Here is a 20,583-nt window from a genome sequence, read left to right as displayed (position 1 = left end):
ATGGTGTAAGTAGTTTTGAAGTCAAGGACAACGGTACTTTTAAAAACATCAATAACATTGGCGATAACACTAAGGATAGATATTTAACAGGTGCCTACCCAGTAACGGGTGTTAAACTAGGAGAGAATTATTATATCATAGTAGGCCACAGACATCATAAATATTACGAGAAAAATGGTTTCATTAAAAATCAAAACTTTGTCTACCATGGGGATGGTGTGAGTGTTTTTAAGATTGACTAGAAAGGAGCTCTCGTGCCACACTACGTTTTAAAAGATGATGAAAACACAAAACTGCAAGGACAAACAAGAATAGAAATTGTATCTGTGAGTGATACCGATGCAGTTTTAGCAATAGGTACAAGAGACGATGCCAGTATCCAGCTTTGTAAATTAGACATGAATGGTATTCTAAGCCCTATCAATTACTTAGAAACTGGATTTTCTATTTATTATGGTTTAAGGTCACATAAAATTGGTGATAGCAATTTCCTTATCGCAGGCTCCAATAGATTCGACCTTAAGAAGGTAGCGACCTATAAGATTTTACCTAAAATAGATAGAAGTGGTAAAGTCCTGAGGCATATCGTAAACCTGAAATACAAAGAAAACGCTACTGAACAACAAGTCAACGAGGCAGTACGAACTTTCTTAAATCTTAAAAATGAAATCCCAGAAATAGAACATATAGAATGGGGAGTGAATGACAGTAAAGAAGGAGCCAGCAAAGGTTTGACACACGTTTTTAACCTCACATTTAAGGACGATAACGGCAGAGAAATTTACTTATTTCATGAGGCTCATATAGCCTTAGTCAGTAAAATTGGGCCGATTATAGCAGATGTTTTGGTGATGGATTATTGGACTGAAGCTAATTAAACATCAAATAGACAACATTTTATTCTTCAAAAACGAATTCAAAAAAATGGAAAGTATAAAAAACAAAAAAGCCATTATAACCGGTGGCGGCAGAGGACTAGGAAAAGCAACCGCCATAGCATTTGCTAAAGAAGGAGTTGATATCGCCATAACAGGGAGAAATGAGACTGTCTTAAAAAAAACAGTTGCTGAGCTAGAGACTTATGGTGTAAAGGCCATTTATTCGGTATTTGATGTGGGTAATTATGAAGAAGTTAAAAGCAGCATTAAAGACATCATAGATAGATTAGGTACGGTTGATATTTTAGTAAACAACGCTGGCATTGCCGCCATTGGCTCATTTAATGAGATGGAAGTGAGGAATGGAGTCAAATTATTCAAACCAATTTAATGGGGATGTATTATGTAACTAAAGAGGTATTACCACATCTACTGTCTAAGAATGAAGGAGATATTATTAATGTTTCTTCTACGGCAGGTTTAACTGGTAACCCAAACGTATCTGCCTATTCGGCATCAAAATTTGCAGTGATTGGTATGTCCGAATCGCTGATGAAAGAAGTACGTAAAAACAATATTAGGGTTATTACATTAACACCAAGCACCATAGAGTCAGAAATGACCGTTGAACTGGGCTTTGCAAAAGAAGGTTCAGAAGACAGTGTGCTTCAACCAGAAGATTTTGCGGAACTACTTGTAGCTGGTTTAAAACTTCCAAGAAGGGCTATGCTAAAAAGTGCAGCTTTGTGGTCTACTAATCCGTAGACTGATTGGGAGAATTCCTTCAAAAAAGAGAACCAAGAGATGATGTATTGTAAAAAGTTTAGAGACTAAACAAGCATGATTCCATTCTACTCTTGGGGCAATAGGAAAGAAACCGATATGTCTATTTACTTGCCTTTGAAGAATTGAAACAAGCATCTAAGACAGTTTGAATTAAACTAAAATCCAAACGTATCTGCCTATTCGGCATCAAAATTTGCAGTGATTGGCATATAGGAATCGCTGATGAAGAAAGTTAGTTAAAACAATATTAGCGTTATTACATTAACACTAAATACCATAGAACCTGAAATGCGGATTGAATTAGGTTTTAATAATGAACGAGCTCCTGAAAGCTGGACTAGAAGAACGCTTGATGTTTGAATCTGATAATGCTGACATCAATCTGACGGTGAGCTCCGCTATGAACTTAAAATCCCTATCCTTTAATCAAAAAGCTAAAATCTTCTATGAAAATGCAGAAAGATTCTTTGCAAAACAATAAGCTATAAATCCCGCTGTACCTCATCAGGACTTGACATCCAGGTGGCTATAGAAATATTCGACTTTAGGTCTTAACTTAGGCTTTTAAGTCATTACACGTTGACTTCAGTTTCGCACTTACAAAGCCCTACTTTAGTAGCATTAAATAAATGGAAGAAACATTGAAAATAATAAAATACAAGGGTTACGTAGTTTTTCAAAAGCTCAATGTTACATCTTTCATCCGTTTACCGAAGGCATATTATGATAACGAGGCTTGTTTTATATTTGTCAATCAGGGCGAGTTTCATATTAGGACTCAGACCGAAAGATTGCTTCTTAACAAGGAAACTGCCCTTCTGGCCAAGTGTATGAATTATTTCTATGAGACCACTAAAAAGTCAAAAAATGAGAAAGACAACATAGAAGTGATTGGGCTTATGTTCTATCCAGAATTGGTTCAAGACTTGTTTGACTTTGATATAAAAAAGTCTGAGCATCAAGTGGATTATAACCTCATGCAGGTTGAGGTTAATCAACTGCTAGAACATTACAAAGCAAGTATTAGTATACTTCTGGATAACCCTGAGTTAGCGGATGAAAATTTAATAAAAACCAAACTTCGTGAGTTTATATTATTGATGACTAAAACGGTCAAGGCTCCTTCTGAAGTTGATTTCTTGGCCTCAATGTTTAAACCCAACTTCGCCAAGTTTGAAACTGTGATACAACATAATCTCTACTCCAATTTAGACCTTAATGAGTTGGCCGCTTTGTGCCACATGAGTTTGTCTACTTTCAAAAGAAAATTTAAAGAAGTTTATCATGAAAGCCCTGCCAAGTATATCACGCAAATGAAGGTCAGAAAAGCTACGGATTATTTAAAGAATAAAGATCTGCGGATATCCGACATTGCGTACGATTTAGGATATGATTCATTAACGACTTTCAACAGAGCTTTTAAAGAACAAATTGGCAAATCGCCGTCAGCATATCGAATGAGCTAAAATGGTCAGGTTTTGAACTAAAACGCCAAAACCTTGACCATCATTTTCATGACCTTTGTTTTGTATTTAAAACAAAAAGTTATGAAACGATTAAAAACAACCTTTGCATTATTAGTATTTGCACTTGCTGCTCAAGCTCAGTCTAACAACCCATTAGGAAAAGCTCCAACTGAAATAAGTGTTGAAGTAGAAATCAACGCTCCAATTGAAAAAGTTTGGGCTCAATTTGCCGATATAGGTAACATTTACCTGAGCAGCCCCACGGTAGACACTTCTTATACCTCCTCAAAGCAAAATACAGGGGTTGGAGCTACAAGGCACATGATTCTTTCTCCGATGATGAAAGCAGGAGCCACGCTCGACGAACGCGTATTGGTGTGGGAAGAAGGTACCTACATGAAATTTGAAGTTTACAAAGTTTACCAAGTGCCAGGGATAAAAACCATGGTAGGTGACTTCGGACTAATGGCAAAAGGCGATAAGACCATACTTACTTCTACATTGAACTATTCCATGACCAATGGTATGTGGGGAATGATGAACAAAATGATGGGAAAGAAAAAATTTGCAACCGTTTGGAGAAAAGTGATTGCGGGTTATAAATACCATATTGAAACAGGTAAGCCAGTGACACACGAGACTCCATTAGACATCAAGCCCGTAAAATTAATTACAATCGAAATTTAAACATTTAAGTAATATGGAAAAAAACGTTGGAAAAACAGACAAAATAATTAGGCTCTTATTGGGAGCTTCCATCATCACTTTCGGAGTCATCATTGAATCCTGGTGGGGAATAGCAGGTGCGGGAATAATCTTGCCTGCACTAATGGGTTCTGATCCTTTTTATTCTCTTATTGGTGTTAATACCAATAAGCCTTAAAAGAGATTTAGAAACCAATACGGTGACCCATAGCGATTCGCAAGTCACATTGAGATAAGTCAACTAAACTAGTGTTTCTTGATAATGAATGAAGATTAAAAATATCAGTTATAGATACAATCATCTTCATTCATTATTCGAGGCTAATTTGAAAATGTAATGGAAAGACGCTCAACGCCCCATCCAGCCGCCATCTACAGTCACAATACTGCCATGTACATAACTTCCGGCATGAGAAGAAAGAAAAACCACCACGCCTTTAAAATCATCAGGACTCCCCCATCTTCCAGCTGGAATACGCGAAAGAATAGCCGCACTACGCTCTTCATCATTTCTTAAAGCTGCAGTATTATCAGTGGCAATATATCCAGGGGCTATGGCATTTACATTGACGCCTTTAGACGCCCATTCATTTGCCAATGCCTTTACAAGACTTCCAATGGCTCCTTTGCTGGAAGCATAGCCAGGCACTGTAATTCCACCTTGGAAAGTTAAAAGTGAGGCCGTAAAAACTATTTTACCCTCTCCACGTTCTACCATTTCCTTTCCAAATTCACGGGCTAGTATAAACTGAGAATTTAGATTAATCTCTATAATTTCATCCCAATATTCGTCTGGGTGTTCCGCAGCAGGCTTTCTTAGGATATTTCCTGCATTATTGATTAAAATATCAATCACACTGTGCTCAAACTTTACTTTTTTTATAAAATCGTAAAGGGCAGCACGATCTTTAAAGTCACATTGATAAGCGGTAAATTCTCTTCCTAAAGCTTTCACTTCTTTTTCAATAATACTCCCTTCTAATTCTAGCGTGGCTGATACTCCAATGATATTTGCACCGGCTTCTGCCAGTGCCAATGCCATTCCTCTGCCAATGCCTCGCTTACAACCCGTCACTAGGGCTGTTTTTCCTTTTAAACTAAATGATTCAAATATATTCATTGCTTGATATTCTTTTATTTATAGCATTAAATTTCCAGAAGATACTTCATCCCCGCCGGATTGCTGTCAATCGTTTTAAACACTTCTTCCGCTTCTGCAAGTGGAGAAACCTGAGTAATCATTTTCTCCAGTGGGAGTTTATCACTCGCCGCTAGCGTTATGGCCTCTTCAAAATCTTCTGGTTCATATACTCTTGCACCAATCAACTTTATCTCTCTCCAAAAAAAGCGAAAGAGATCTACAGATTTTTGTTCTGAATGAATGGCCACCATCACTATTCTTCCCCTCACTTTTGGTAAATCCGTCATGACCGATACGCCTGCTTGTGTACCTGACACTTCAAAAACAACATCAGCCATAGCTCCTTTTGTGAAATCTGCCACACTTTTCGCTAAGTCTGCCTCTTTGGGATTTACACATTCAAAACCCAAAGACTTAATAAAAGCAATTCTACTTTCATTTACTTCGGATATGAGTACATGACCACCTTTTTCCCTTGCCACTAAAGCAATGAGCAAGCCAATTGGTCCACCGCCAATAACCACGGCGTATTCACCAGATTTCAATTCGCCCAAACGTACATCATGACAAGCCACAGCCAAGGGCTCAATCATTGCACCTAATTGTAAAGAAAGATTATCTGGCAAATGATGAAGTGTAAATGAAGGCACATTCCAGTACTCTTGCATTCCCCCAGGCGTATCTATTCCAATAAACTTAAGATTTTGGCCAATATGTTTAAAACCATTATCAATAGGTAGCTCTACTCCTGGATGTAAGGGACGAACGGTCACTCTATCCCCAATTTTCCATTGCGTCACACCTTTTCCTAACTCGTCAATCACGCCAGAAACTTCATGCCCAATGACTTGAGGAATTTTCACACGTGCGTCCATATTTCCATGGTAAATGTGCACATCTGTTCCACAAACCCCCACATAGGCCATTTTCAAGCGTACTTCTCCTTTTTTTAGTGGACTTTTCTCCGTTTCTTTTATTTGGAAAGACTGCTGCCCTCCATAGTACAATGCGTTCATCTTCATGATTTTTTTATTTTCAATAAGGTTTAACCTCTTCTATAACAGGCTCTAATACCGGGTACAGCAATTCCACTATAGTCCCTTTCTCTCTAAAATTTGTAGCATATTACCTTCTGGATCAAAAAGGTTACGCACTTTACCTCCACCAATTGCATTCGCCAATTCTCCTCCCCATTGAACTCCTGCTTCATCCAAAACTGCTATCGCTTTTTGAATATCACTCACCCTTATGGCAATGTGAGACCAGCCAGGTGTCCAGGTAGTTCGTTCAGGCCTTTGAGTATCATCAATTGGCATTATCTCTAAAAGCGAATTGTCGGCAGCCTTTAGCATCCAAACTGGTTTTTCATGACGAAACCATTTAGTATAGCCCAAATGGGTACAATACCAATTGGCCAATTCTTCTACATCTATTGCGGCCACCGCTGGATGATCTATTCCTGTAAAAAGCATATTATTTTATTCTTTTAAGTTCGTATTCCTTTTTGTTGTTTTCCACTTTCCACTTTTGACCTGAACCAGAAACAATTACAAAAGCATCTTCATCGAGCAATTCCAATTCCCAATTCTCATGGTCATTACCCAGAGAATAAGTTTCGTTATTCTTCTTAAATGTCCATTCATCTACTTTCTGTGGATGATCTAAGACTATCGTATGAACAACCCGCCTGGTCTTTAACTTTTCATTTTCTGTAAATCGAAATATGAGACTATCACCAGACTTACCTTCTCCAACTTGATTTGGTTCTGTATGGTAGGCATCATGAAGAAATCCGAAAACAGGGAAGGATTCATTAATACTGCCTCCATGAATTATCTTCATTCCAGCATTACCTTTTTTTACTGTCAATGAATTGTCCTTCGCTTCCCATGACGTTTTCTTTTCCTTATTATTAACCACCCAGTTCCAAACAGTGCTTACTGGATAATCTGCTTTGATTTCATCTACAATAAAAAGAGTATGACTGCCTGCCAAAATCCAAAATCTAGAGAAACGCTCTATTGGCTTTCCATAAGCATTGCCTACCTCAGCACCCAAAACAGACAATGAGCCATCTCTTGCACAGATTAGTTTCTTATCTCCTCTTTCAATTTTTCCAGTGCCTTTTCTGTCTTTTATTTCTCTTCTTGGGAACACACTTTTTTGTTCTAAAAGTGAGGCTTTAGCCATGTCTTCTTGCAGTCCTAAAGACTCTTTCTCTATTAAAAATGTACAGGTATTATGTGTTTGAGAGCTGCTTTCCAGACCATGAATTAGGTTTCTATAACAAGAATGACCCGGATCGACCAATAACCGTTCTTGATTGTGAACCAGAATAAAGCTATTCAAGTCTCCATGAAGATGCCCTAGCCCATGTAGTGGCTCACTACCGCCATTGGTGGCCAATATGGTTTTCCCTTCCCAAGCATCCCGAATAAACCCATTCCCATTTGAAAAACTTGTTGTTAAGGGAAGCTTCGCCTTTTCAGGAGAAGTACTTTGTAAGGGATAAGTTAAGAGTGGTAAAGTCAAAAAGCCCCAGTCATTAATCATTCCGAATGCTGCCAAATCATGAGGTCCTTGATTGGGAACAGGCTGATAATACTTTTCAAACAACCAGTAAGCCAATCCTGCCTCATTGTTATCTTTGGTTCTAAGGGCTATAGAGAGTAAAACATCAGCAGATGGTCTAAAAATAGCAGCACTATCATTAAAGTTTACCGCTCTTGCCCTAGGTTCTTCTCCCCAATTTGACAACGGCTTACTGTACAACATACTTTCCACAAACCATGTGATAGATGACGGACGAATGGGCTGCTGACTTGTAGACGCTTTATTTATAAATTTAGGATATTTCCTTGATACCGCTTCTCTAGCAAAAGTTTGAGCTATCCATAGGTAATTTCCATATTGAAGCGACTCCCCATAAGAGCCATCATCTTGAAGAGCGTCTAAACATAACTCAAATTCTGGTAAAAGCTCTTTAACCGTTTCTTCCTCTTCTAAAACCACGGCCGTCACCATTGCCCCACTAAACAATACACTTCGCCAGTTCGCCAGATGATGATTATTATTTAACCACTCCCTGCATAAATGAAGCCCTTTTTCACGTAAAGCAGTTTCAATTTCTTCGCTCTCTGAGCTCGTGAAAATATCCTTTGCCAGATCAAATGTAGCAGCTATTCCCCAGCATAAATGTGCCGTTTCCAGATTGCCGATATAAGGTTCAGAATGGTTTCTAAAATTGGGACCTACCCAATCATACTCTGATTTTCTAACAATATCCAGACAGTGATTTCTTAACCACTCCTTCAATTCAGAGCTAGGTTTTAGGGCATAGAACATGGCGGCATCAGACAGATATTCGGCTGCCGAATGCCACCAAATGGTCGAGGCATTCGGACCCAATAGGCTTCCCCAAGCCACACGTTCATGCACTCGATTTTCTAGAGCTTTATAAAAAGAAGACAACATGCTACTTTCGGACGCTACTGCCTCCAGTATAGCTTGTTTCTCCAACTCAGTTAAAAATATTGCCATTTTAGAAATACCCTCCGTTTTTTACGACATCAGTTGGTTTCATTCCGTTTTCTACCATCTCTCTAATTTCACCCTCCTTATTCAGCAGTTGTTCTGTAGCCACGAGAACATCGTAAGCAATAGCTTGTGGAATGGAAATAACGCCATCGATATCACCAAATACCCAATCACCAGGCGTTACCACTACTTCACCCATTAAAATTGGTCTTTGATAATGGTACATTCTGAAACGACCTAACATTCCAGTATTGGATTTATATTGGTGAAAAATAGGAAAACCTAAGTCTAAAATTGCACTCGTGTCGCGTATCCCATTTACCACGGCTCCTCGGCAACCCAATTTAGCCGCAGCCATTGACATGACCTCTCCCCATTGTGAAGTCACTACATCACCTGTACAATCCCACATCACTATGACATCTTGATCAAGCGATTCTAGCATTTCAGCTCTCATTTCAAACTCACCTTCCGTTGTGATGTCGGGTCCCCCTTTTACCGTAAAAGCCAGACCTGCTATCTTCATATCTTCTCTCAAAGGAGCGAAGTGTGCAGGCAAACTAGAAGCATGCATTTTATAATTGAAACGTAAAACATCATTTACGGCACCTGAATATAATTTCAAGTACCTTTCTCTCATTTCGCTTACTGAGATTGGAAATGGAGAAGCCTGTTTTACTTCTGTCGCGTGTAACTCTGTATTCATTATGCCAAAAATTTCATGTTGTCAAAATTGATTTCTCTTATTACCACATAATCTGGCTGACTTAGCACAAACAAGATTACATTAGCCACATCTTCTGGTTTTAGGAATTTCTCTCTTGGGACCTTCCGGTCTCCCCAATAATCACTGTCCGTAGGGCCTGGGTTAACGTCAGTTACTTTTATACCTAACTTTAATACTTGATCTGCCAAACCACTGCTTAAGCCGCGTGCTCCAAATTTGGAAGCACAGTAAATCGGTGCATTAGGATTGGTTCTTTGACCAGCCATTGAAATCACGGTGATAATGTGCCCTGATTTTTTTTCTTTCATCACCTTTAAAGCTTCTCTATTGCACAAGAAAACCCCTTTGACGTTTACATCCATCATCTGTTCAAATACATCCAACTCCGTAATTGACATGTCAGGAGAAACCTGGCCCACGCCTGCATTATTCAATAAGGCATCTACTGAGCCAAATGCTTCCAAACAAGCTTTAAAGCCCGCTATGACATCGGCTTCTAGTGTTACATCTCCCTTAAATGAGCGTAGATTTTCATGCGAAACCTCATCTGTCAGTTGTCGGCTGCGGCTAAAATCAAACACATTGGCTCCCATTGTTAGCAATAGTTGAGCTGTTGCTTTACCTATACCACTTGATGCTCCGGTAATGAATACTGTTTTATTTTTTAGTTTGTCCATTTTATTTGATTTCAATTATTAAGTCATACCTACTAATATTCAGGTATTATTTTTTTATTAATTCAATACTATTTCTATGCTACGACGCTTCTTGATCTTTACATTTCTTGTTTCTTAGCCACCAGACCACAATACCCATAAAAAGGCAAACCATTCCCGAAACTATTGATAGCACACCACTGAGTTCTGTATAGTAAATCAGTCCCATTCCAATGAAAAGAAGGGCAGAGAAAAGAAGTGAAATAGCGTATAGATATTTCAAGGCATTTTCAAACTTTCTATCTATGGACGGCTTATCTGTAATTGGGGTACTCAAGAGTTTGAAAAAAGACTCCACACGTGCTATATACTTTGGATCCTTTGGAAGTTTCAAGCCGGAGGAATAGAAAATGAAAAGACAAACGATTACTTCAATGGTGGTTGCCATTTCCCATGAAAAATATTGCGGCATAGCGTTCAAGACTATCCCAACCAATGCTCCAATGATAACGGTGAGCATAGCTCCTTTTGCAGTAGGTCTTTTGCTTAAAATTCCAAGTACCAGTGGGATACCTATTGGAATCGCGAAGATTCCTGTAAATAATTTATTGGCTTCAAAAGCTCCTCCAAAATCTTGAATAAACAAAGCTCCAAACAAAACAAGTAAACCGACTAAAACAGATGCAACCTTGGCAATCAAAAGAAGTTGCTTGTCGGTGGCGTCATTATTTATAAGTCGCTGATATACATCTTTTGATAAAACACTTGCGATGACGTTATACTCCGAATTAAGTGATGACATGGTAGCAGCGAACATAGAAGCTATCATCACACCCATTAGACCAGGTGGCAATAAAAAACTTGAAATGGCTACATACGCCATTTCCTTATCTGGTAACTCTGGCATTAGAATTTTGGCAACCATTGGTGGTACAAGAAAAATAATAGGAGTTACTAGAAATAAAGCAGCACTGAGGTAACCCACTTTTTCCGCTTCCTTTTCATCCCTAACGGAGTAAAATCGCTGAATAAAAGTCCAATTCTCGTTGTATTTAATGATGATCATCAGGTAATAAACTGCGAGCCAGAAAAACTGGCCTTTAGGTCCATTAAACCAATTTAAATGATCTGGCAGTTTCTGTGAGATTGCTTCGAAGCCTCCGATATGATCTAAAGAAAGCCAGAATAACATAATAGATGTAAAGAGGAGTATGATGAACTGCACCGTTCCCATAATAGACACCGCCCATAGGCCACCGTATATGGTAAAAGCAATGACGATAATGGAGGAAACAACCATGGCCATTGGTAACGACAAAGGCGTAACCGCTGTAAGAAAAATACCAATAGCGTATAAACGAACGGTATTATCTAAAATTCTCATGAATATTCCTACCCAACCAACCGTTTGACGTAGCGAAGAATTAAAGCGAGTTTCAAGATATTCTATTGGTGTTGAAGCATTAGAACGACGCCATCTTTTAGCAAAAATTAGTGCCGCAATAATACAAGCTGGTACGGTACTGGTAAGCACGGTAACCGAAACCAAACCATATTCGTATGAAATACCAGCGTATGCCACAAAGATAAAAGTACTGAACAAGGCCATAAAATTGCTTATTCCCGCAGCTACCCACGGTAAGGCACCTGAGCCTTTTGTATAAGCGTTGACGTCTTTCACATGCCATTTAAAGAAAAGGCCAATTCCTGCCATTAAGATCAGATAAAGAACAATGGCTAAATAATCAAGCGTTACTAGTGAGCTCATATATCAATCGTTTGCGTTTATTATTGAATCTCTTAAATAACTCTGAATTGAGCCTGCTAAAAAAGCGGCTTGTAATGCCCTAGTTTGTTCGTTATAATGCACATGGTCAACAAACTGCTCGTTACCTAGTTTTTGAGTAAAAGCAAACAAATCTATCATTGGAACATTGTGTGCTGTAAAGATTTCATCGGCAATGGCATTATAAGTGGCCACATCCGAAGCATATCGTCTAATGGACTTAGACTTATTATTATGGATGGCGTCTACCACCGGTGTGGTTCGTATCCAAATTAAGCCAATACCCTTCTTTTTTAATACTTCAATGATGTCTAGCAAATTACTTCTATACTCCTGTTCGGTTACTTGAATCACACCCGTTTGTGGGTCGTGTTTGATATCATGCAGCCCGCAGTTTAGCACTAAGAAACCTGGGCGAAAATTAGACTCTTGCGTTTTCTTCTTTAAGTAAGCCAACACCATTCGAGAATCTCCGCCGTTAGCTCCTAACGGAACGTCAAGGTTTTTCTCCGCTCTACCATCATCTTTTTTACGGTCGAACTGTACCGAACCCGCTAAGTATTTCTCAAGATATGGTCCGTAATGGATGGAGATACTATCTCCAATCAAAAAAATAGATGGCTGAGATAAACTCCATGCGGATAGCGTAATAGCCAATCCGATCATCAGTACCGTTGTTTTTATATTAATAATTCTTTTCATTTCATTTCAATAAGTTACTTTCAATTTTACTTTTCGATGGTTCCAAATTCTTGCACAATCCCTTTCAATAAAGGTTGCTCTATCACGTACTTCTGTTCTACTCCTTTAAGATAATTATTGACAAGATTTATGTCTCTAGACTGCTCCCCTTTTACCTCCAGAAAAACGGCCCCATTCCCAGTCAACCTACTCTGAGAAATTGAAACTTCTTTTGCATTAACAAGTTTAATTAGTGCAGATGTTTTTTGAATAGATTGAGCCATCAATCCATTTATATTTAGTAATTCAACATTGTCGCAAATCACAGCAGGACGAACGTCATCCTGAGCAAATCGCAGCTGAACTTGGTCTAGCCTAAGGTTTTTCACATTCCGAACAAAAAAACCATAACTAGGCAAGTAGTTTCCGAACATACCACCCACTGGAGAGCCATTGGGTTTGACAGGTACCTGATGATTGGGATCTACGTCTGTCAGCCCTCCTTCAAATTCAAGATCAAGGTTGCTTAGCACTATATTTTCCAAAGGAGTTTCTACTAATCCAGTAATGGAACAGCCTAATGGTGACAACCTAGTCCCTTTAATATTGTGAATGGTGATGTCTTTTAAAACTGGCGAGTTGGTGACCGTATGGGTACCAAATTTCTTATTCCTACTACTCAACCGAACAAAAATAGCCTGACGTTTGATATTCCTCAAAGTGATATTTGAAATATTAACCCGCTGAACACTGGCACCATCGGCTGTCATGATGGCAATTCCTTCTCCAAAAGTATCGAACACCACACAATTCTGGATGAGAATATCCTCAAAGCGACCCGTTGTTTCTGTCCCTATTTTTATACCGCTCGCTCCTGAACTTATTACACAGTTAGTTATCACTATATCTCTGCAAGCCTTATCAGGTGAAAAACTTTTTAAGACAATCCCATCATCACCAGCGTTAATGTAGCAGTTCGCTATCCTAACCAGTTCGCAATCAACAATATCAAGCCCATCAGTATTTCGATGCTTTACGGAATGCTCTCTATTCGCTTGTTCTATATCCTTATTTTCTCTACTGTCCACGGTAATACCATCTATCACTATGTTTTTACATTGCTGATAAGTTTGCACCCAGGATGCCGAATTTTTGAGGGTGATATTCAAAATTTGCAAATTTTCAACCCCTCGCATATGAATAATTCGAGGACGATACTGAAAGGAAGGATACTGATAAGCATCGGTCAATTTTCGCTTGTCTATGACATGCCCATTTCCATCAATAGTACCACGACCTTCAATGGTAATGTTGTTTACATTTTCGGCGTAAATAAGTGCTTTACTTGTATAATCGCCATCATAAGTAGGGTAATCAGATGCAGTATTTGCATAATCCTCTGCATCTCCGCTTCCTAATAATGTAGCACCAGCCTCCACGTACAGCGTCACATGACTTTTCAGGTAAATGGTAGCCGAAGAAAATATACCATTATGTAAGTAAACACGACCTCCACCTGCTTTATGGCATAGATCTATTGCTTTTTGGATAGCCTCAGTATCCAAGGTTTTCCCATCACCTTTGGCACCGTAGTCATATACATCCCAAGTGCCTGAATCATGAGAAGAGTCATTTTCTTTAAAATGTTCGATTTCTAAAACTTTTGAATCCATACTTAGGCTCGTACTAAATGCAGCCTGAATAGGACATAAAATCCCCGAAATTATTAATATAATAAGTAGTTTATGTTTCATTTTTTAAAAATTAATCAATCCATGTTTACGACCTTTTTCTTCCAACCTAGTGGCTTCTCTACCTCAAAATCGGTAACACCTTTCCCTTGAAAAAAGGTAGCTGATGTACTATTCTTTGTAACTCGGGTGTTTTTAATACTCAGCCCTTCCACATCATTTGCAATTATTGGCACTCGTGGGTCGCTGGCATCACTTCCCATTAATAAGCCTTGTATCATCACATTTTTTGCATGACGGATAAACAGCATAGAGGATGGCAGATTCCCCCAAACTGTTGGTTGTGGATACCCATTTTCGTCCTCTTTTACCCCTTCGATGTTTTCAATTAATTCGCCTTTCACCAGACCTCCTTCATTAAAAAGCTGGACATTACTTAAAGTTACATTTTCAATATAATAACCTGGAATTGCTGTAATGGAACTTGAATAGTTTCCTGAATTATAAGCCACTAAATTGCTTATAGAGATATTCTTCATTACTCCCACCGCAGGAGTTGGTGATTCTTCTGTATGCTTTCTTGCTCTGTTTCCTAGACGAATATATAGTGGACATTTTGTCCCATCTATCGTTACATTACTTATTGTTATCCCTTCCATTGTTCCTCCATCAACTATTTCTAATGATATTCCAGTAATTCCTGAAGGAAAATCGTGAAAAATAGGCTTAAGTTCACTTCTGCTTGGTTTCACTACACAGTTTGAAATGGTAATATTCTTAAAACCTCCCGTAGATTCAGTTCCAGCTTTTATAGCGTTACACGAACTGGAAACCACACAGTTTGTAATAACTATGTCTTCGCATGGGGCTATACCCGTACTTTTCAAAGTAATACCATCGTCATCAGAATCAATAATCGAATTGGAAAGGATAAACCTGCGACAACCGTCAATATCAATCCCATCATTATTTCGATTAGAGTGATTATAAACTTCAATTTTATCAATAATTACATCTTCGCAATTTAAATAGTGTTGGTTCCAACTACCTGATTGTGTTATCGTAACACCTTCAATTCTAAGCTTTTTACACGAAATAAATAATATAGAACGCGAACGGCCATCTCTATCTCCACCTAACAAGTCGGGTCTTGGTTTTTGCACACTTCCTTGCCCATGTATCGTTCCAAACCCTCGGATACCAATATTGCTCACCTCATTGGCATATATCAAAGCGAACCATCCTCCAGGGTCTTTCTGCGATCGATAACTAGGCTGTGGCATCCTCGGAAAATCTTGGTGCTGGCCACTTGCCAATAAAGTAGATCCTCTTTCGAAGTATAATTCGACATTATCTTTCATAATAATGGTTCCTGAAAGGTATATACCAGGAGGAAAATAGACTTGTCCTCCACCTGCTTTATGACATAAATCTATAGCCTTTTGTATAGCCTGAGTATCCATAGTTTTCCCATCTCCTTTGGCATCGTACTCAGATACATCCCAAGTTCTCTTAATATTATCTGAACCAACAACTTCAATTACTTTAGTATCAAAGTCGGCTTTTTGACCCGAACCAAACACGTGCTCAATAGGCGTTAAAGCACTAGCCAGTATTAAAATAACTTGGAATGTATGTTTCATTTTTTTTAAATAAAAGTTTAATTTTTCTTCATTTAGACCACCTCTTTTCTTTCCATAATTAACATAGGATAATCACGTAAAGGAAGATTTCTAAACAATTGAGCTTCATGGCTAAGTCTAGATTTATCATTATCATAAATCTTTTCATGATCGCTGAGATCAAATATTTCGCCTTTTAAAGGGTCTACAAGAACTGGATTGTCGAATCCGCTTGCTTCCCAATCCCATAAGATTAAATGAGCATTTCTCTCTGTATAGGTATCGGCTGCTTTCTCAGTTGACCAAAACGCTAGAACAAGACCATTGGCAGTATTTAAAGTACTAGAACTCACCGACTCAAGCGTTTCCCCAACGCCATTTCCATATTTGACATACTCCTTTTCTCCCAGTGCTGCCTTTCCGTCAATTACATGTATGATGGAATTATGAACATTTACATCTCCATGAACCAGACTACCTAGGTTTTGCAGTGCTTTGAAAGCAACCTTTGGGCTTATCTCCGGCTTCGCCCTTAAAATTCCTTTAAAGTTTATATTCCCTGAACCCTTTGGGTAATCATGCAAATCGACAATTAAAAACCAAAGAGTCATGTCAATGCCCAACGAACAATCGGTCATCAGTCTTCTCAACATAATCTTGGCTTGTATATTTTCGGTATAAGGTCCTTCACCAGCGAAACCCGTACTGTTAGGATCGGATGCAAAACCATTTTCTCCTTGCCATAATTTGAGCTTAGGATTATACTGTGTTATAAACACTTTTAACGCTTTTATTCTGTCCGTATAACTTTCTGGAATTGTACCGTAAGGATGAAAAGAAAAGATATCTATCTCCTTTCCTAAACCTGCTTCAAACATAGACTTAATAAACGTGAAGGGAATTCGAGAAGTTACCCCGCCAATTATAATAGCATTTGGACAATTCTTCCGAATTATTGGAGCCGTAAGCCTCACTAAATCCACATACATATTAGCATCAATTTCACCAGGCCTCCAAAAACCTTTTAAATTTGGTTCATTCCAAATTTCGAAGTATTGAACTTTTCCTTTATACCGTTTAGCCAGTGCTTTTACAAAACGTGCCCAGCCATCTTTGGCTTCTTGAGTAAGCATTGGATGAGAACCTCTTTCACCTTCCGTATAATGCGTATTCCCATAACCGACATTAAAAAATGGTTGTATTCCACGCTCTATCAGACCATCTACACTTTCATCTAACCATTCCCAATCATATTGATTTTTCACAGTTTCCACCCTATTCCACCCAGTTTGCAACCTTCCCCACTTCACTGGCAGGTTGTCCATCCACGGATATACTTCTTTCGGATCCCATAGTTTACGATCCAGTGTTTCACATCCAATTCCAAAAGGAGAGGATTGAATTTCTTTAGGGCTTTTGACCGTAACATTACCAATCTTTCCTAGTTCAATTTTATCCTTTTGAAAAATCTGAACTTCTTCATTTTTGCCCATCCCCAGAAGAGATGCTGGCAAAGGAAGAACAGCCAATGATTTTAGAAATAACCTTCTATTACTTTCCATAATATTATGTATCTATATTTTACTTAACTGCGTTATTTAATGACCCGTTGAATACGTTGCAAACGTGAAGCGAATGAGCGTTATAATGATAATTCCCTTCATAACCTGTATCTCCTAAAAATTCACTTACCAGTGCAATTGAAAGTGGATAAAACCATGAACCTAGCATAATTTTCTCACGATTTGGATCTTCATCTCGGAGTTCGGCAGATGCCATTTTATCTCCTTCTTTCCAAATCCAATGAGGACGAGGAACCCAGTCAGCCAGTACACTATCTTTTCTATGTAATAACCAGCCTACTCCATCTTGACTTTCATGCTGTAAAGCATGAGCTAAATATTTACGACAAGCCACTTCCACATCTGCTCTTCGGTAATCTGTCAAAGCCATCAAATTAACAAGCTGATACGCTCCGTCGAAGTCTGGACAATCAGAGCCCCCTTGCCAAAAAGAGCCATCGGGTAACTGGCAAGCTAGCGTGGAATCAACACAGCGTTCTAAATGTTTTAATGGCCAGCCTAATGCAAAGTATATCGGCACCACATGTATAGTTCCAAAAAGACCATTCGGTAAATCTGCACCAAACTGAGTTCCCCAAAAACCAGTTTCTGGATCTTGTAATTCCTCCAATGCTCTATACATCCCTTTTTCCATGAGAGCATTCACTTCGGTACCACCGAACCAATCTCGATGTGCAAAAAGTGCAGTGGCTGCCGCTAAAACCTGATTTCCTGCAGACCAAGAGTTTTCCCAATTATAATGCTTTACCCATTCATATAATTTTTCAGCATTTAAAAGCGGCTCTAAAAAGCTTAACTTTTTTTCCGCTTTACGACCTAATATTCTTAATGCCCAAATATTTCCCCTTGTATAGTGCCATGCCGGTTCCATTTCTTCTATCGACCTAATACGATTATTGTCTGATTCTTGTTTAGAGAAATAACCTTGCTTCGTTTGACGATTTGTGAATTGTTTCGCCCACGTATCTAAGTCCTTTTCAGAATACTTAGGCAATTCACCAAACAAATCGAGTACATGTGCTGCATGATAAGAACCATAGAAGCTCTCACCCTCATTGGGCTCCTTACTATACACCCCTGGAGTAGCACCGATCTTCATAGATTCTACAAAATCCAATGACACTTGCTTTATCCTTTGATATCCACTATTCTGCATATTTCAATTAATCTTTCGTTTTCTAAATCAATACTTATTTCCACAGTTGGGTTTTTACATCCCTTTTCGTTAAACCATTTGTAAAGTTTACCAATGGTTTTTCACCTTTATAATTCACTTGAATACCTTGCGTTGAACCGCCTACAGTTATAAATTTCCCTCCATGTTTCACTTCTTCAGAAATATTTATGTTTTGGCAATCTTCTAGGCGATAATTCATTCCTTGCTTCGTGTCAATATCATTTTTCTCAAAAATAATTTGACTCGCATTAGAGCATATCACCCCCTCGGAACTATTTATTTTCATGTTTTTAAATTTCATATCCGTAAGATATTGACCGTTAGGAAGCCCTTGAATTTTCATGGCCGTATTGGCATTTTTGCATTCAATATTTTCAAGGTAAAAGTTTCGGAATATTGGTGCACGGTTTAGATTAAGCGACTTCTCATTATAGGACATTTCTCTTTCAATGGGTTCGCTATCATAGCGTAGGTTAAAAACTATAGCTTCATGTTTAATGGAATCCATTCTAATATTTCTAATCCAAATGTTTTCGACTATTCCACCTCTTCCCAGTCGAGATTTAAACCTTATTCCTCTGTCTGTACCCGAAAAATCACAATCTTCTACCAACACATTTTTAACTCCAGCCGACATTTCACTTCCAATCACAAAACCACCATGCCCTGCGAGTACGTGGCAAGCTCTAACTATAATGTTTTCGCTCGGTCTACCTATCTCCCAAGCTTCTTCATCACGTCCAGACTTAACACAAATGGCATCGTCACCTACGTCAATAAAACAATTTTCAATGAGCACGTTTTTACAACCATCAGGGTCAATCCCATCATTATTAGGACCATGTGAAATGATACTGATACCCCTAATTATTAGATTTTCACAAAAAACAGGATGCAAATTCCATGAAGGGCCATCTCGCATTGTAAAATCTTCCAGCAGTATGTTCTTACACTCTAAAAATTGTATAAAAGGTGGCCTAACGCCAGCCTCTACTGTGCCAAACACACGATCATCAATGGGTACTCTCGCCTTTCCCATTTTAAACAGTGCCGTCATTCCTGGCTGTTTGTTTTTCCAAGGCCACCAAACCTGACCCTGCCCATTAAGTGTTCCTTTTCCAGTTATTGCAATATTTTCACTGGCTTTAGCATAAACCATTGGCGAATAATTATAACAGAAAAAGCCTCCTCTTTGAATTAAAACCACAGGAAGATAGTCCTCAAAATTTTGACTAAACCGTACTTCTGCATCCTCTTCTAAGTGAAGATTTACATTACTCTTTAGATGAATGGGACCTGTGAGCCATACACCTGCAGGAACTAATACCGTCCCACCGCCAGCTTGATGACAATCCTCTATGGCTCGAGCAATAGCCTTAGTTACATAACCTTCTTTGTCAGCTGTATTTTCTATATAAGAACGAATATCAAAAACCTGCTTCTTAAAGTTAGGCTCCTCCCATTCCGCAAAATCAAATGGAATATTGGTGTCCGTTTTTTGAGCGGACACATTCTGGCCAATCAAGACCAAAAGCATAAACCATTGTATTTTCCTTGGAAGTATTCTCATTTTAATTTTCTAGTAACAACGTACCTTTCTCAGCTATTAAAACCGGATAATCTGGAATAGGAATACCCGTAAAAACGTATTGCTCGCCATCTTTTTTCCAGTTTTCTGATGGTATTTCAAGTACTTCTCCAGATATCAGATCCACTAAGACTGGTTTCTTAAAAGAACCATTTTTAATCGTAATCGTAGTCTGTTTAGGCTCGTACTCTTCTGCAGGTCTTTCCTCTGCACTCCATAAACTCACTATGGTGCCTTCATTTTCTTTATGACGATATTGAAAGGCATTAACGGTAGCTTGATCAGTAGCGGGCTCTTCATTTTTCATCAATTCAACTTGACTATCAAATAGAGAAAATGCATGCTGAGCTGCCTTATATGCCATTTTGGGTCTTTCAATTGTTTTATCTGGGTTGGTCTTTAAAATCCCTTTGGTATTTACGCCTACCATATGATCGCCAGCAGCATAATGCATATCACTAATGGTAAACAAGTTTGTTGCAATACCACGTCCATGGTCGCCCATCATTCGACGTAAATCCCATTTAGCTTGTGATAATTCTGTCCAATCATACTGACG

19 protein-coding genes and 3 pseudogenes are annotated in these 20,583 nt (G+C 38.6%); 8 read left to right on the top strand and 14 right to left on the bottom strand.

Annotated elements, in window-relative coordinates; genetic code table 11:
• The 8 genes and pseudogenes from ACTBZY_RS15805 to ACTBZY_RS15770 form a co-directional block, all read left to right on the top strand.
• Nucleotides 1-242 (top strand): annotated as a pseudogene (locus ACTBZY_RS15805) (Dabb family protein); the annotation flags it as partial.
• 12 nt (nt 243-254) lie between these two features.
• Nucleotides 255-878: a Dabb family protein gene (locus ACTBZY_RS15800; protein WP_463047310.1), complete on the top strand. Its 624-nt coding sequence runs from the start codon at nt 255-257 to the stop codon at nt 876-878.
• A 46-nt stretch (nt 879-924) separates the two neighbouring features.
• Nucleotides 925-1,643: pseudogene (locus ACTBZY_RS15795) on the top strand (3-ketoacyl-ACP reductase).
• Between the two features lie 75 nt (nt 1,644-1,718).
• A complete protein-coding gene (locus tag ACTBZY_RS15790; RefSeq protein ID WP_463047312.1) occupies nt 1,719-1,790 on the top strand; it encodes a hypothetical protein in 72 nt (23 codons plus the stop codon).
• Nucleotides 1,791-1,977: 187 nt separating this feature from the next.
• Nucleotides 1,978-2,145: a hypothetical protein gene (locus tag ACTBZY_RS15785; RefSeq protein ID WP_463047309.1), complete on the top strand. Its 168-nt coding sequence runs from the start codon at nt 1,978-1,980 to the stop codon at nt 2,143-2,145.
• Between the two features lie 160 nt (nt 2,146-2,305).
• On the top strand, nt 2,306-3,130 hold the full coding sequence (locus ACTBZY_RS15780; RefSeq protein WP_463047308.1) for a helix-turn-helix domain-containing protein: 825 nt from the start codon (nt 2,306-2,308) through the stop codon (nt 3,128-3,130).
• An 81-nt stretch (nt 3,131-3,211) separates the two neighbouring features.
• A complete protein-coding gene (locus ACTBZY_RS15775; protein WP_463047307.1) occupies nt 3,212-3,817 on the top strand; it encodes an SRPBCC family protein in 606 nt (201 codons plus the stop codon).
• A gap of 13 nt (nt 3,818-3,830) precedes the next feature.
• On the top strand, nt 3,831-4,013 hold the full coding sequence (locus ACTBZY_RS15770; RefSeq protein WP_463047306.1) for a YgaP family membrane protein: 183 nt from the start codon (nt 3,831-3,833) through the stop codon (nt 4,011-4,013).
• Nucleotides 4,014-4,184: 171 nt separating this feature from the next.
• Here the strand turns inward: ACTBZY_RS15770 and ACTBZY_RS15765 are convergent, their stop codons facing one another.
• The 14 genes and pseudogenes from ACTBZY_RS15765 to ACTBZY_RS15700 form a co-directional block, all read right to left on the bottom strand.
• The gene (locus ACTBZY_RS15765; RefSeq protein ID WP_463047311.1) at nt 4,185-4,949 is read right to left on the bottom strand and encodes an SDR family oxidoreductase; all 765 of its coding nucleotides are present in this window, start codon (nt 4,947-4,949) and stop codon (nt 4,185-4,187) included.
• A gap of 32 nt (nt 4,950-4,981) precedes the next feature.
• Nucleotides 4,982-5,998 (bottom strand): zinc-dependent alcohol dehydrogenase, encoded by a 1,017-nt coding sequence (locus ACTBZY_RS15760; RefSeq protein ID WP_463047305.1) that lies wholly within the window; start codon nt 5,996-5,998, stop codon nt 4,982-4,984.
• A gap of 69 nt (nt 5,999-6,067) precedes the next feature.
• The gene (locus ACTBZY_RS15755) at nt 6,068-6,448 is read right to left on the bottom strand and encodes a VOC family protein (RefSeq protein WP_463047304.1); all 381 of its coding nucleotides are present in this window, start codon (nt 6,446-6,448) and stop codon (nt 6,068-6,070) included.
• Nucleotide 6,449: 1 nt separating this feature from the next.
• Nucleotides 6,450-8,516 carry a heparinase II/III domain-containing protein gene (locus ACTBZY_RS15750; protein ID WP_463047303.1) on the bottom strand — a complete coding sequence of 689 codons (2,067 nt, stop codon included), beginning with the start codon at nt 8,514-8,516 and terminating at the stop codon, nt 6,450-6,452.
• Between the two features lies 1 nt (nt 8,517).
• A complete protein-coding gene (locus ACTBZY_RS15745; protein WP_463047302.1) occupies nt 8,518-9,219 on the bottom strand; it encodes an RraA family protein in 702 nt (233 codons plus the stop codon).
• A complete protein-coding gene (locus tag ACTBZY_RS15740; protein ID WP_463047301.1) occupies nt 9,219-9,917 on the bottom strand; it encodes an SDR family oxidoreductase in 699 nt (232 codons plus the stop codon). Before ACTBZY_RS15740 ends, ACTBZY_RS15745 begins: the two co-directional genes overlap by 1 nt.
• 79 nt (nt 9,918-9,996) lie before the next feature.
• Nucleotides 9,997-11,664 carry a sodium:solute symporter family transporter gene (locus ACTBZY_RS15735; RefSeq protein WP_463047300.1) on the bottom strand — a complete coding sequence of 556 codons (1,668 nt, stop codon included), beginning with the start codon at nt 11,662-11,664 and terminating at the stop codon, nt 9,997-9,999.
• A gap of 3 nt (nt 11,665-11,667) precedes the next feature.
• Complete coding sequence (locus ACTBZY_RS15730; RefSeq protein WP_463047299.1) at nt 11,668-12,384, bottom strand: SGNH/GDSL hydrolase family protein; 717 nt, start codon at nt 12,382-12,384, stop codon at nt 11,668-11,670.
• Between the two features lie 26 nt (nt 12,385-12,410).
• Nucleotides 12,411-14,117, bottom strand: coding sequence for a glycoside hydrolase family 28 protein (locus ACTBZY_RS15725; protein WP_463047298.1), 1,707 nt, complete (start codon nt 14,115-14,117; stop codon nt 12,411-12,413).
• 14 nt (nt 14,118-14,131) lie between these two features.
• Nucleotides 14,132-15,697, bottom strand: coding sequence for a glycoside hydrolase family 28 protein (locus tag ACTBZY_RS15720; RefSeq protein WP_463047297.1), 1,566 nt, complete (start codon nt 15,695-15,697; stop codon nt 14,132-14,134).
• A 32-nt stretch (nt 15,698-15,729) separates the two neighbouring features.
• Entirely contained in the window at nt 15,730-17,238 is a 1,509-nt protein-coding gene (locus ACTBZY_RS15715) for a GH39 family glycosyl hydrolase (RefSeq protein WP_463047296.1), read from the bottom strand.
• A 19-nt stretch (nt 17,239-17,257) separates the two neighbouring features.
• Nucleotides 17,258-18,415, bottom strand: coding sequence for a hypothetical protein (locus ACTBZY_RS15710; protein ID WP_463047295.1), 1,158 nt, complete (start codon nt 18,413-18,415; stop codon nt 17,258-17,260).
• Between the two features lie 34 nt (nt 18,416-18,449).
• Nucleotides 18,450-20,006, bottom strand: coding sequence for a glycoside hydrolase family 28 protein (locus ACTBZY_RS15705; protein ID WP_463047294.1), 1,557 nt, complete (start codon nt 20,004-20,006; stop codon nt 18,450-18,452).
• A 1-nt stretch (nt 20,007) separates the two neighbouring features.
• Nucleotides 20,008-20,583, bottom strand: a pseudogene (locus tag ACTBZY_RS15700) (GH39 family glycosyl hydrolase); the annotation flags it as partial.

The sequence above is a fragment of the Arcticibacterium sp. genome (assembly GCF_055134445.1).
This window is presented reverse-complemented; position numbering and strand designations above follow the sequence as displayed.

Coding starts and splice junctions, on each gene's coding strand:
- ACTBZY_RS15745 (WP_463047302.1), bottom strand. CDS start 9,219: ATGAATACAGAGTTACACGCGACAGAAGTAAAACAGGCTTCTCCATTT.
- ACTBZY_RS15730 (WP_463047299.1), bottom strand. CDS start 12,384: ATGAAAAGAATTATTAATATAAAAACAACGGTACTGATGATCGGATTG.
- ACTBZY_RS15770 (WP_463047306.1), top strand. CDS start 3,831: ATGGAAAAAAACGTTGGAAAAACAGACAAAATAATTAGGCTCTTATTG.
- ACTBZY_RS15710 (WP_463047295.1), bottom strand. CDS start 18,415: ATGCAGAATAGTGGATATCAAAGGATAAAGCAAGTGTCATTGGATTTT.
- ACTBZY_RS15750 (WP_463047303.1), bottom strand. CDS start 8,516: ATGGCAATATTTTTAACTGAGTTGGAGAAACAAGCTATACTGGAGGCA.
- ACTBZY_RS15735 (WP_463047300.1), bottom strand. CDS start 11,664: ATGAGCTCACTAGTAACGCTTGATTATTTAGCCATTGTTCTTTATCTG.
- ACTBZY_RS15705 (WP_463047294.1), bottom strand. CDS start 20,006: ATGAGAATACTTCCAAGGAAAATACAATGGTTTATGCTTTTGGTCTTG.
- ACTBZY_RS15715 (WP_463047296.1), bottom strand. CDS start 17,238: ATGGAAAGTAATAGAAGGTTATTTCTAAAATCATTGGCTGTTCTTCCT.
- ACTBZY_RS15760 (WP_463047305.1), bottom strand. CDS start 5,998: ATGAAGATGAACGCATTGTACTATGGAGGGCAGCAGTCTTTCCAAATA.
- ACTBZY_RS15785 (WP_463047309.1), top strand. CDS start 1,978: ATGAACGAGCTCCTGAAAGCTGGACTAGAAGAACGCTTGATGTTTGAA.
- ACTBZY_RS15775 (WP_463047307.1), top strand. CDS start 3,212: ATGAAACGATTAAAAACAACCTTTGCATTATTAGTATTTGCACTTGCT.
- ACTBZY_RS15725 (WP_463047298.1), bottom strand. CDS start 14,117: ATGAAACATAAACTACTTATTATATTAATAATTTCGGGGATTTTATGT.
- ACTBZY_RS15740 (WP_463047301.1), bottom strand. CDS start 9,917: ATGGACAAACTAAAAAATAAAACAGTATTCATTACCGGAGCATCAAGT.
- ACTBZY_RS15755 (WP_463047304.1), bottom strand. CDS start 6,448: ATGCTTTTTACAGGAATAGATCATCCAGCGGTGGCCGCAATAGATGTA.
- ACTBZY_RS15720 (WP_463047297.1), bottom strand. CDS start 15,697: ATGAAACATACATTCCAAGTTATTTTAATACTGGCTAGTGCTTTAACG.